Below are 12229 nucleotides of genomic sequence, written 5' to 3'. Positions count from 1 at the left end.
CCGCCTGTTCTAGCGCCGGAACGGCCTTTGCGGAATCGGCCGACCGCCTGCGCCCGTTCGCCCGGCGGCGAACCCGTTCGCCCATTGGCGCAAAGCCGGATGCGGACCGCCCTCGCCCCCGGTCAGAAGGCGGACCGCAACCGCCGCAAACGAGGCTCCGACATGCTCCTGACCGCCGCCCTCCTGACCGCCGCCCTGACCCTTCAGGTCCAGCCGACGCCCCCTGATCGTCATTTCCCACGGCAACGGCGGCGATTTCCGCAGCCATGAGGCGACGGCCCGCGCCCTGGCCCAGGCGGGCTTCGTCGTCGCCGCCCTGACCCATACGGGCGACAACTGGCGCGACCAGAGCCGGGCGACCGACGTGGCCCAGCGCCCGCGCCAGCTTCGCGTCCTGATCGACTATCTGCTGAGCGACTGGACCGGCCGGACGGCGATCGACGCCGACCGCATCGGCGCCTTCGGCTTTTCCGCAGGCGGCTTCGCCGTCCTGACCGCAGCGGGCGGCGAGCCCGACCTGGGCCGGATCGGCGACCACTGCCGCGCCCACCCGGCCTTCTACGACTGCGGCCTGATCGCCGCCCGTGGCGCGCCGAAGACGGATCAGACCTGGGTGCATGACCGACGGATCAAGGCCGTGGCCGCCGCCGCCCCCGCCCTGGGCTTCGCCTTCACCCGCCAGGGCCTGTCGGGGGTCGCCCAGCCGGTCCAGCTGTGGCGGGGCGAAAACGACCGGGTCCTGCCCAGCCCCTTCTACGCCGAACCGGTGCGCGACGCCCTGCCCCGTCCGCCGGAATACCGGTCGATCCCCGGCGCCGGCCATTTCGACTTCTTGCCGCCCTGTTCGGCGCGCCTGGCCGAACTGGCGCCGGCCATCTGCGCCCCCACCCCCGGCTTCGACCGCGCCGCCTTCCAGCAGACCTTCAACCGCGACCTGATCGCCTTCTTCCGCCGCACCCTGACGGCGCCGGGCGTCGGGCGCTGAGATAAAAATGGCTGCGGACCGTGAAGTCCGCAGCCATAGAAGTCCTATAGACAATCTTTAAGACAACTTAGATTATGCTCAAAAAGGTGAAACGCATCGCGAGTTCCGTTCTTCTACACATTCAACCCACGCATCGGAACCACGAGGACCAGCGGAAATTTCGCAAAACCTAGCATTTCTTCGTAAACAAGTATAGTAATCGTCCCATTCGGGCGGGTAGCTACCGTCCCACGGGCTTTGCTGAACACCCACGAACGATTCGCTAACAATATTGAACCCGTCATCACCGCCGATAAAGGCGAAAACTGAGCAAAGAGCTGTCACAAATAGCAAACTTTTCTTCATATCGACCTCGCTGAATGCCAGTTGTACAAATTTTTACTATAAACTTACATTATTAATGTATATACATACTCTGCACGGCCGGCAACTGGAACTTCATATCGAAACCGTACTTGGCGCGACGACTGTTAGCTGCTGATCACGCCGTAGTTCTGGTTGGCCGAAACACCGCCTGTGGAGCCCATATTTGCGTCCCCATCTCTCAAGACGCTCACCCGCTCAGGAATGAATGCTCGGACCTCCACATGCAGGCTCAGGTGCTGCTCGAACGCTATGACAAGGTCGGCTTCAATGCATCAAAAATTACGCCGGCGTAATGTTAAAGACGTCGAGGTATCGCATGATTGCCACTTTTCAGCCTCAGTCGTTAGCGCAGCAAGCGAAATCGCTCCCATGCGGTGATGGGGGAGCCGCCCCGGCGATCTCGCGACGGCTTGGCGGCTGAGAGACGATTGTGGTCGGCTCGGATCTCTGACGGACGGATAAGCAGACGGTCGTCGATAGGGTGGAGCGGGAGCGACCCGCGTCGATGGAAGGACCGAGTCGCCTCAGAACGCCTCCCAGCCGTCCTCGTCCGGGGCGGCGGAGGGGGCGGGGGCGCCGCCGCGGCCGACGCTCTTCAAGGCCGTGACGGCGGCCGAGGGGACGGCGGGGCGTGACCGCGACGGGCGTCGGGGTGGAACTGCGGGCGGCGGCGGGGCGGCGGCGCCGACCTTGAAGCGGGCGACGGCGGCGTGCAGGCCGTCGGCCTCCTGGGACAGGGCGTGGCTGGCGGCGGTGGACTGTTCGACCATGGCGGCGTTCTGCTGGGTCATCTGGTCCATCTGATTGACGGCCGTATTGACCTCGGCCAGGCCGGTGGCCTGTTCGGCGGCCGAGGCGGAGATGTCGATCACCAGGCTTTCGATCTGGGCGACATGGGCCACGATCCGGTCCAGGGCTGCGCCGGTCTCGGTCACCAGTTTGACGCCCGATCCGACCTGGGCGGTCGATTGGGTGATCAGCCCCTTGATCTCCTTGGCGGCGTCGGCCGAGCGTTCGGCCAGGGCGCGCACCTCGGAGGCCACCACGGCGAAGCCGCGGCCGCTTTCGCCGGCCCGCGCCGCCTCGACCCCGGCGTTCAGGGCCAGGAGATTGGTCTGGAAGGCGATCTCGTCGATGACGCCGATGATCTGGCTGATCTGGCTGGACGAGCGTTCGATCTCGCCCATAGCGGCGACGGCGTCGCGCACCACCGAACCGCTCTTGTCGGCGTCGTCGCGGGCGGCCTGAACGGCGCCGGCGGCCTGGACCGCGCCTGAGGCGGTGGCGCGCACCGTGGCCGTGACCTGATCCAGGGCGGCGGCGGTCTCCTCCAGGCTGGCGGCCTGCTGTTCGGTGCGGCGCGACAGGTCGTCGGCGGCCTTGGCGATTTCGGCGGCGCCCGCATTGATGGCGCCCGTATTGGCGGCGATGGTGGCGATGGCCTGTTGCAGCCCGTCCACCGCCCCGTTGAAGTCGGTGCGCAGCCGTTCATAGGCGGCCGGGAAGGGATCGACGATGCGATAGGTCAGGTCGGCGCGCGCCAGGGCCTCCAGCCCATGGCCCAGGCCGGCGACGATGGCGGCCTGTTCGCGGGCGGTCGCCTCGCGCGTCGCCTCCTCGGCGCGGCGGCCCTCTTCGTCCTTCAGCCGCAGTTGTTCGGCCTGATCGGCCTCGGCCCGGACGCGGGCGGCGATCAGGGCCTGGATGTTGACCACGGCGCGGGCGATGTCGCCGATCTCGTCCTTGCGGGCGGCCTCGCCCAGTTTGACCTCGGTCCGGCCCTGGGCCAGGGCGCGCAGATCGTCGGTCAGGCGGCGGATCGGCGCCACCATGCCGCGCACCCCCGCCAGGATCAGGCCGGCGCTGATCAGCATGGCGGCGATGACGGCCGCGATCATGACGATGCGGCTGACGGCGGCCGTCGCCTCGGCGGCGGCGGCGTCGGACTGGGCCTCGGCCTCGATCTTCTCGGCGGCGGCGCCCATGGCGGTTTCCAGCACGCCGAACTGTTCCTGGAACTCGCCCATGCGCCGCTGGGCGGCGGCGGGATCGGCTTCAGCCAGATCGACCATCTGGCCCGCAGCCTGGACATAGGTGCGAAGCGGCGCCTCCACCTCCAGAAGCGCGGCCTTCAGCTCGGGATCGGTGGCCAGCTGCGTGTTTTCGGCGACGGCGGCCTCGAACGTCTCGCGGTGCTCCTTCAACCCGGCCTTCATCTCGGCGGGATCGACGCCGTTGGCCGGGTCCGACGACAGCAGCGCCCCGAAGACGTCGGAGCGCAGGGCGTCGTGCATCATGTCGGCCTGCATATGGTTGCGCAGGATCGAGGCCGAGACCGTCGCCCGGTCCAGGGCGTCGCCCAGGTCGGCGTTCATCTTCAACCCCAGGCCGGCGGTGCCGACGGAGAGGACCAGGACCGCGATCCCGGTCGCCGTCACCTTCTTGCCGATCGTCCAGTTCATCGCGCGCGCTCCCACACAATTCCGAACGGGGTTACGGGAGTTTGGGTTAACGCGCCGTTGCCGGTCCGATACGGCTTGCCCCCAATGTAATGCGAAGGTCCGTGTTCACCTTCCGAAGCTAGGCTGGAGGGTCAACATCACGGACTTCCGGCCATGCAGAATGCTAAGCCCCGCTCCCTTCTCCGCCGTCTGGCGGCCCTGGCCGGTCTGGCCGCCGTCGCGGCGCCGACCTTCGCCCTGGCCCAGGCCGAGACGGAGATCGAACCGACCTGGGCCTTCGCGGCCGAGTCCGCCGCCGACGTCACGGGCGTCGTCTCGGGCGGGGCCGCGCGGGCGGGCCGCTATCTGGACAATCTGAGCGTCAGCCTGGACGGGGATCTGGAACGGGCCTGGGGCTGGCGCGGCGCGCGGCTGCATCTGTCGGGCCTTTACAACGGCGGGGGCGAGCCCAACGCCCTGGCCGGAACCCTGCAAGGGGTCGACAATATCGAGGTCGCCGCCCAGGGCGCGCGGCTGTACGAAGCCTGGATCGAACAGGACCTGGGCTGGGGCAGTCTGTTGGGCGGCCTGTATGACCTGAACAGCGAATTCTACGCCACCGAGGCCTCGGGCCTGCTGCTGGCGCCGCCGTTCGGCATCGGCTCGGAACTGGCCTCCACCGGTCCGAACGGCCCGGCCATCTTCCCCTCCACCTCCCTGGCGGCGCGGCTGCGGATCGGGGACGTCGAGACCTTTTACGCTCAAGGCGCGGTGGTGAACGCCGACGCCCGCACCATCGGCGACCGGGGCGGGGTGGCCACCACCCTGGATCACGGCGTCCTGGGCATCGTCGAGGTCGGGGGCCGCGTCAACGGGGCGGGCCGCTACGCCGTCGGCGTCTGGCGCTATGACCAGCATCAGGACGACATCCGCGACCTGACGCCCGACGGCGAACCGGCCCAGAGCCTGGCGCGCGGCGCCTACGCCCTGGCCGAGGGGCGGGTCTATGGGACGGCGAACCCGGACGGGCCCCAAGTCGATCTGTTCGGCCGGATCGGCGCCTCGGACGGGGACACCACCGATTTCGAAGGCGGCTGGCAGGCCGGCGTCCTGGTCAGCCAGGTCTGGGCGGGCCGCCCCGACAGCCAGGTCTCCCTGGGCGTCCATCAGGGCTGGCTGTCCGACAAGGGCCGCGCCAACATCGCCGACGCCGGCGACGACCCCGCCCATTACGAAGAGGGGCTGGAACTGACCTACGCCGACCGGATCGGCCGTTTCACCCTCCAGCCGGACGTCCAGCTGATCCGCTACGCCGGGGGTCTGCGCGACGCCGACACGGTGGTGGTGGTCGCGCTGCGGGTCACGACCGCCCTCTATTAATCCACCACGGCGCGGGCGGGGTCGAAGCCGACCACCTCGCGGATCACGATCATGCTGCGATAGCTGCGGACCCCCTTTTCCGGGACCAGTTCGCGGATGCCGAAGGCTTCGTAATCGGCCATGGTCGGGACGGCCACGGTCAGCAGATAGTCGGTCTCGCCCGTCACGTCCCAGGCGCCCTGGACCTCGGGACTGGCCCTCATGGCCTGCTGGAAGGCGGTCATGACCTTGCGATCCTGAGTGTTCATCTCGACCAGCACATGCAGGACGATGCGCGGCTTGATCCGGGCCGGATCGACCAGGGCGACGTCGGCGACGATGACCCCTTCGGCCCGGAGGCGCCGCATCCGCCGCAGCACCGCCGATTCCGACAGGCCCACCGCCTGGGCCGTGACCCGCGCCGGCTCCTGATTGTCGCGCCGCGCCCGCGCCAGCAGCCGCCGGTCAAACTCGTCCAGGGTGACGAAATCCGTCATATCATGCTCTTTAACGCCGCTTTTCGGCGCAAGGAGGCCGGAAATCGGCGAGATACGCAAGCGACTTTGGGCTATCTCTCGTCCCATGACCGCGCCCAGCCTGAGCCCGAGCCTGCAGTCCCCGCTGATCGCGCGGCTGATCCCCTACGCCGCCCTGTTCGCGGGGATGATGATCCTGGCGGGGGGCACATCCTTCGCCAAGAGCCTGTTTCCGGTGATCGGGGCGCAGGGGGCCACCGCCTATCGCGTCGGGATCTCGGCCCTGCTGCTGGTTCTGGTGTTCCGGCCCTGGCGGTTCGCCCTGACCCGGGCCGATCTGAAGGCCGTCGTCCTGTACGGCGCCGTCCTGGGGGCGATGAATCTGAGCTTCTACATGGCGCTGCGCACCATTCCGCTGGGCGTGGCCATCGCCATCGAATTCATCGGGCCGCTCAGCCTGGCCCTGATCCATTCGCGCCGGCCGATCCATTTCGTCTGCGTCGGCTTTGCGGTGCTGGGCCTGGGCCTGCTGCTGCCGCTGAAGGGCGGGACAGGATCGCTGGACCCGGTCGGCGTGGCCCTGGCCGCCTTCGCGGGCCTGTGCTGGGCGCTGTACATCATCTTCGGCAAGCGGCTGACCCATCTGCATCCGGGCCAGTCGGTGGCCCTGGGCATGAGCGTGGCGGCGATGGTGGTCGTCCCCTTCGGCCTCGCCCACGCCGGGGCGGCCCTGTTCAACCCGCCCATCGTCGTCGCCGGCCTGGCCGTGGCGATCTTCTCCAGCGCCCTGCCCTATTCGCTGGAGATGGTGGCCCTGCGCGGCATTCCCAAACGCACCTTCGGCGTGGTGCTCAGCGCCGAACCCGCCATCGGCGCCCTGGCCGGCCTGATCGTCCTGCACGAACATCTGACCAGCCGGCAATGGATCGCCGTCGCCGCCATCGTCATCGCCTCGGTCGGGGCCATCGCGACGACGCGGGAGACGCCGGTCGCAGGAGATCCGGTTTAGCCCCCCTTCACCCCCCGTTAACCATGATGGCGCAAACGGTTAACGCCTGTTTCTGGGGTTCGTCTTGCATAATCTCGTCGCCGCCGTCGAAGCGATCGACCCCCTGGTCGTCACCGGCAAGGTCGCGGGGGTGTCGGGCCTGCTGATCGAGTCGCGAGGCGGGCTGTCGCGGCTGGCGGTGGGGGCGCGGGCCGAGATCGGGCGGCGCGGGCTGGAGCCCCTGCCGGCCGAGGTGGTGGGGTTCCGCGACGCCAAGGCCCTGTTGATGCCGTTCGGCCCGGTCGAGGGGGTGGCGCCCGGCGCCGAGATCCGCATCGTCGATCAGGCGGCCAGCGTGCGCCCGACCACCGCCTGGCTGGGGCGGATCATCGACGCCTTCGGCAATCCGATCGACGGCCTGGGCCCCCTGCCCCAGGGACCGGCGCCCTATCCCCTGCGCGCGCCCCCGCCCCCGGCCCATTCGCGCGGCCGGGTGGGCGAGCGGCTGGACCTGGGGGTCAGGGCCATGGACGTCTTCACCACCACCTGCCGGGGCCAGCGGCTGGGCATTTTCGCCGGTTCGGGCGTGGGCAAGTCGGTGCTTTTGTCCATGCTGGCCAAACAGGCCAGCTGCGACGCGGTCGTGGTCGGCCTGATCGGCGAACGGGGCCGCGAAGTGCGCGAGTTCGTCGAAGAGACCCTGGGCGAAGAGGGGCTGAGACGCGCCGTCGTCGTGGTCGCCACCAGTGACGAGCCGGCCCTGAAACGCCGCCAGTCGGCCTATATGACCATGGCCATCGCCGAATATCTGCGCGACCAGGACCTGGAGGTCCTGTGCCTGATGGACTCGGTGACCCGTTTCGCCATGGCCCAGCGCGAGATCGGCCTGGCGGCGGGCGAGCCGCCGACGACCAAGGGATACACCCCCACCGTCTTCACCGAACTGCCCAAGCTCTTGGAACGCGCCGGGCCGGGGCCGATCCGGCCCGACGGCACGACGGCCGCGCCCATCACCGCCCTGTTCACCGTCCTGGTGGACGGGGGCGACCATGACGAGCCCATCGCCGACGCCGTGCGCGGCATTCTGGACGGCCATATCGTGATGGACCGTAAGATCGCCGAGCGCGGGCGTTTCCCCGCCATCGACGTGCTGAAATCCGTCAGCCGGACCATGCCCGCCTGCCAGACCCCGCCCGAGCGCGAGCTGAACAAGCGCGCCCGCCAGTGTCTGTCGGCCTATGGCAATATGGAGGAGCTGATCAAGATCGGCGCCTACCGCACCGGCGCCGACCCGATCGTGGACCGGGCCATCGCCCTGAACCCCGCGCTGGAAGAGTTTCTGAGCCAGGACAAGGACGACGTCACCCGTCTTTCCGATTCCTTTACCCGGCTGGAGACTATTCTGAACCAAGGCATGATCAGAGAGTGACGAAATGACCGCTTGGGCCCAATCCCTGATCCGCATCTCCAACTATGAGGTCGAAACCCTCCAGAAGCGCCTGGCCGAGGTCAGCGCGCGCCGGGCCACGGCCGAGATGCGGCTGGCGGTTCTGGACGCCGAGGTCGAGGTGGAGCGCGAGCGCGCACGCCTGGACGCCGACGCCAATATGATGCTGGCCGCCTATCTGAACGGCTGGAAGGCCCGCCGCGCCGCCGCCGAAAGCGATCTGAGCGTCATCGACGCCGAAGAGGCCGGGGCCCGCGACGCCCTGACGGGCGCCTTCGAAGAGCTGAAGAAGTTCGAACACGTCGCCGAAACCACCCGGCTGAACAAGCTGATCGCCATAGCCAAGCGCGAAACCGCCGCCTTCGACGAGTTGGGCCTGCGGAAACGTGCGGTCTGAGGATCCTCAGACCTTCCCCCGCTTGCGGGGGAAGTGTCAGGTCGTGGCGCGCAGCGACACGCCTGACGATGGGGGAAGTCTTCTGTTGAGCAGCACTTCCCTCTCCGACCCTGGTTCGCTTCGCGAACGCCGGGCCGCCTCTCCCGCAAGCGGGAGAGGGTTTGGTCTCTCCCGCCGCGCCGTGATCGCCTCGTCGCTGGCCCTGGCCGCCTGCGACCGCACCGCGGCCGAACCGATCCCGCCGAACCTTCCGCCGCTGAAGTCCGTCGCCCCCGCCCCGTTCGGCGCGGCGATCAAGGCGATGCAGATCGACGATCCCGACTGGGTCGCCCTGGCCCGCGCCCAGGTCTCTCAACTCACGCCCGAGTGGGAGATGAAGATGGAATATGTCCTGGCCGACGGGCTGGACCGGCCCCGGTTCGACCGGTCGGACCGGATCGCCGCCTTCGCCGCCCAGAACGGCATGGCCCTGCACGGCCACACCCTGATCTGGTATTCGCAAGGGGCCGAGGCCTTTGCGGGCCTGTCCGGCGCGGCCTTCGACCGGGCCTTCGACGGCTATGTCGCCGCCGTGGCCGGCCGGTATCGCGGCAAGGTCCGCAGCTGGGACGTGGTCAATGAGCCGATTCTGGACGACGGCTCGGGCCTGCGCGACTGCCACTGGAGCGCCCGATACGGCCACGACGGCTATATTCTGCGCGCCTTCGAACAGGCGCGGGCGGCCGATCCGGACGCGGTGCTGTTCCTCAACGAATACAATCAGGAAAGCGTGCCGGCCAAGGGCATCCAGTTCCTGAAACTGGTCGAGCGGCTGTTGAAGGCGGGGTGTCCGCTTCAGGGGCTGGGGCTGCAGTCGCATCTTTGGATCGACATCCCCGAGGGGGCGATCAGCACCTTCATGCGCGAGGCGGCCCAGTTCGGCCTGCCGATCCATGTGTCGGAGCTGGACTGCACCTTGCGGACCGAGAACCGGCTGGACCTGCGCGGCGCAGGTCAGCGCACGGCCTTGCAGACGGCGCGGGTGCGGGAGTTGGCGGAAGCCTTTACAGCCCTGCCCGCCGCCCAGAGGTTCGCCTTCACCGTCTGGGGTCTGCGCGACACCGACAGCTGGTATCGTCAGGGCGACAAGGACGACGGGCGCGACCAGCCCCTGCCCTTCGACGGCGCGGGACGACCGGGGCCGATGGCGGCGGCCTTGGCCCAAGGGTTCGCTTAAAGTCGGGGGAAAAGACCGGCTTCGGGCGGTCGGCCGGGAGACCGCCCGAAGTCGGATCAGGGTCTCAGGACTTCTTCTTGGCCGTTTGAGCCGGGGTCTCGGCGCGCTGATGACGGCTGTGGCGGGCCGGACGCTGCGGACGGGCGGCCGAGGTCGTCGAATGGGCGGTCGAGGCGGTCGCGGCCGGGGCGCGGCCAGAGGCAGAGGCGGGGGCCGAGGCGGGGACGGTTCCGGCGAAGGCGGCGCCGCTGCTCAGGGCGACGACGGCCAGGGCGCCCAGGACGGCGGAGGTGCGGAAGGATTTCATCTGAAGTCTCTCTGTGTTGAGAACGTCCGTTCGTTTCGGACGACCCGTTTCTCGACGCCGGCTCCGGCGGGCGATGGGCGGTTCGGTGTCGGCCCGTGTCGGCGGGGCGGAGATTTGTGTCCGACTGTGTCGGCCGCCTTTTCGCCATCAGCCGGGCGGACAGAGACGACCGACCCGCCACGCTGAACCCGCCCCATGACCGCCGCCCCGCCCGTGCTTCTGGTCGTCGACGACGACCGCGATATCCGCACCCTTCTGGCCGATCATCTGGAGCAGCACGGCTTTCGCACCTTAAAGGCGGCCGACGGCCGGGCGGCCAAGGCGGCGCTGGAGGCCGGGCCGGTCGATCTGGTGGTGCTGGACCTCAATCTGCCGGACGAGGACGGCCTAAGCCTGTGCCGCGCCATCCGGGCGACGTCGCGGACCCCGGTCATCATGCTGACGGCGCGGGGCGATCCGATCGACCGGATCGTGGGGCTGGAGATGGGGGCCGACGACTATATGGCCAAGCCGTTCGAGCCGCGCGAGCTGGTGGCCCGCATCCGCACCGTCCTGCGCCGCGCCCGCCCGGAGGCCGAGCCGGTCCAGGGGCGCTGCGCCCAGTTCGCCGGCTGGTCCCTGGACGTCGCCGCCCGCAGCCTGACGGCGCCGGACGGGCGGGTGGCGCCCTTGTCCGGGGCCGATTTCGACCTGCTGCACGCCCTGGTCCGAAACGGCGGGCGGCCCCTGTCGCGCGAGCGCATCCGCGCCCTGTCCACCGTCGCCGACGCCGACGACCGGGCGGTCGATCTGAGGGTCAGCCGCCTGCGTCAGAAGCTGGGCGACGACGCCAAGAACCCGGTCCTGATCCGCACGGTGCGCAGCCTGGGCTATATGTTGTCGGGGCCGGTGACGTGGCGCGCCTAGGCCGGGGCGTGAGACGGGGGCTGGGCGGCGCCGTTGACGGATCCACGGTCCGGCTGTTCGCCCTGGTGCTGGTGGGCGCCCTGGCGGCGGCGGCGGTGACCTTTCTGGCGCTTCAGCTGGGCCGTCATCACTGGCTGAAACAGGCCCATGACTTCACCACTGCCGAGCGGATCGGCGACCTGGCCCAGGCCGACGACGATCCGGCCGCCGCCGTGGCCGTGGCCCTGACCCCGGCCGAGGGACAGCGGCGCGGGCCGCCCGACCCCGCCCTGACCCAGGCGGTGGCCCAGGCCCTGGCCCGACGCGGCGTGACCGGGGTCAAGGTGCGGGCCTATGAGGCGGCCAAGGCCGCCTGCGGAGCCCAGGCGGACGCGGCCCTTCGCTGTCGCATCCTGACCCTCGATCCGCAGGACGGGACGGCCGTGGCCCCCGTGGCGGTCAGCCTGCCGCCCGCCCCGCGGCCCTGGAGCCTGGGGCGCGACAGCGCACTGTTGCTGGCTGTCGGCCTGGCGACGGTGGCGGCGACGGCCTGGCTGGCCTCACGCCGGGCGGCGGCGCCCCTGGCGCGGCTGTCGGCCGGGGCCGAGGCCCTGGGCCGGGACCTGGACGGCCCGCCCCTGGCGGTGGAGGGGACGCGCGAGGTGCGCCAGGCGGCCATGGCGCTGAACGCCATGCAGACCCGGCTTCAGGCCCTGATCGCCGAACGGGCCCGCGTCCTGGCCGCCGTGGCCCACGATCTTCAGACGCCCCTGACCCGGCTGAGGCTGCGGGTCGAAAAGGTGGCGGACGAGACCCTGCGCGCCCAGCTGATTGCGGATCTGGCGGCCATGCAGCATCTGGTCCGCGAGGGGCTGGACCTGGCGCGGCTGGAGACCCGGATCGAGCCGGTCGTCCCGGTCGATCTGGACGCCCTGCTGTCGGCCCTGTGCGAGGATGCGGCCGAGGCGGGACAGCCGGTCGTCTTCGTTAAGGGCTGCGGGGCGGTGCGGCCGACCCGGCCCCTGGCTCTGAGGCGGTGCCTGACCAATCTGATCGACAACGCCGTGCGTCACGGCGGCGATGCGGCGGTCAGGGGCGAAGCGCAGGCAGGGACGGTGCGGTTGATCGTCCGCGACCACGGGCCGGGCGTGCCCGAGGACCGGCTGGAGGCCCTGTTCGAGCCCTTCTACCGGCTGGATCCCTCGCGGTCGCGCGACAGCGGCGGCTCGGGCCTGGGCCTGACCATCGCCCGCCGCATGGCCGAGATCGCCGGCGGCCGCCTGGCCCTGGCCAATGCGCCGGAGGGCGGGCTGGAGGCGACGGTGACCTTCGCGCCGGACGAAGAACGGGGCTGATCGACAG

At 69.8% G+C, this 12229-nt stretch carries 11 protein-coding genes; 8 read left to right on the top strand and 3 right to left on the bottom strand.

Annotated features, from left to right (window positions below):
- Nucleotides 1-223 precede the first annotated feature (223 nt).
- Nucleotides 224-985, top strand: coding sequence for an alpha/beta hydrolase family protein (locus JMT67_RS15360; RefSeq protein WP_201464191.1), 762 nt, complete (start codon nucleotides 224-226; stop codon nucleotides 983-985).
- 890 nt (nucleotides 986-1875) lie between these two features.
- Here JMT67_RS15360 and JMT67_RS16435 read toward each other — a convergent pair.
- Complete coding sequence (locus JMT67_RS16435) at nucleotides 1876-3813, bottom strand: methyl-accepting chemotaxis protein (RefSeq protein ID WP_201464099.1); 1938 nt, start codon at nucleotides 3811-3813, stop codon at nucleotides 1876-1878.
- Nucleotides 3814-3966: 153 nt separating this feature from the next.
- Between JMT67_RS16435 and JMT67_RS15350 the strand changes: the two genes are divergently transcribed.
- Nucleotides 3967-5172, top strand: coding sequence for a carbohydrate porin (locus JMT67_RS15350; protein WP_201464098.1), 1206 nt, complete (start codon nucleotides 3967-3969; stop codon nucleotides 5170-5172).
- Here JMT67_RS15350 and JMT67_RS15345 read toward each other — a convergent pair.
- The gene (locus JMT67_RS15345) at nucleotides 5169-5648 is read right to left on the bottom strand and encodes an Lrp/AsnC family transcriptional regulator (RefSeq protein ID WP_182714391.1); all 480 of its coding nucleotides are present in this window, start codon (nucleotides 5646-5648) and stop codon (nucleotides 5169-5171) included. The genes JMT67_RS15350 and JMT67_RS15345 overlap by 4 nt on opposite strands.
- 85 nt (nucleotides 5649-5733) lie before the next feature.
- Between JMT67_RS15345 and JMT67_RS15340 the strand changes: the two genes are divergently transcribed.
- From JMT67_RS15340 to JMT67_RS15325, 4 genes are all read left to right on the top strand, one after another.
- Nucleotides 5734-6636: an EamA family transporter gene (locus JMT67_RS15340; protein ID WP_201464096.1), complete on the top strand. Its 903-nt coding sequence runs from the start codon at nucleotides 5734-5736 to the stop codon at nucleotides 6634-6636.
- Between the two features lie 64 nt (nucleotides 6637-6700).
- Nucleotides 6701-8044 carry a flagellar protein export ATPase FliI gene (gene fliI, locus JMT67_RS15335; protein WP_201464095.1) on the top strand — a complete coding sequence of 448 codons (1344 nt, stop codon included), beginning with the start codon at nucleotides 6701-6703 and terminating at the stop codon, nucleotides 8042-8044.
- A gap of 4 nt (nucleotides 8045-8048) precedes the next feature.
- Nucleotides 8049-8459: a flagellar export protein FliJ gene (locus JMT67_RS15330; RefSeq protein ID WP_054764866.1), complete on the top strand. Its 411-nt coding sequence runs from the start codon at nucleotides 8049-8051 to the stop codon at nucleotides 8457-8459.
- Nucleotides 8460-8640: 181 nt separating this feature from the next.
- Nucleotides 8641-9675 carry an endo-1,4-beta-xylanase gene (locus JMT67_RS15325; RefSeq protein WP_201464094.1) on the top strand — a complete coding sequence of 345 codons (1035 nt, stop codon included), beginning with the start codon at nucleotides 8641-8643 and terminating at the stop codon, nucleotides 9673-9675.
- A 64-nt stretch (nucleotides 9676-9739) separates the two neighbouring features.
- Here the strand turns inward: JMT67_RS15325 and JMT67_RS15320 are convergent, their stop codons facing one another.
- Nucleotides 9740-9982 carry a hypothetical protein gene (locus tag JMT67_RS15320; protein WP_054764864.1) on the bottom strand — a complete coding sequence of 81 codons (243 nt, stop codon included), beginning with the start codon at nucleotides 9980-9982 and terminating at the stop codon, nucleotides 9740-9742.
- 195 nt (nucleotides 9983-10177) lie between these two features.
- Here JMT67_RS15320 and JMT67_RS15315 point away from each other — a divergent pair, with 195 nt between their 5' ends.
- Both JMT67_RS15315 and JMT67_RS15310 read left to right on the top strand, forming a co-directional pair.
- Entirely contained in the window at nucleotides 10178-10888 is a 711-nt protein-coding gene (locus JMT67_RS15315) for a response regulator (protein ID WP_054764863.1), read from the top strand.
- Nucleotides 10889-10896: 8 nt separating this feature from the next.
- A complete protein-coding gene (locus JMT67_RS15310; RefSeq protein ID WP_233455949.1) occupies nucleotides 10897-12222 on the top strand; it encodes an ATP-binding protein in 1326 nt (441 codons plus the stop codon).
- Nucleotides 12223-12229: the final 7 nt, after the last annotated feature.

It is taken from the genome of Brevundimonas aurantiaca (genome assembly GCF_904830995.1).
Classification (GTDB): Bacteria; Pseudomonadota; Alphaproteobacteria; order Caulobacterales; family Caulobacteraceae; genus Brevundimonas; species Brevundimonas aurantiaca.
The sequence above is the reverse complement of the archived record's forward strand: the minus strand, read 5'-3'. Positions and strand labels throughout refer to the sequence as shown.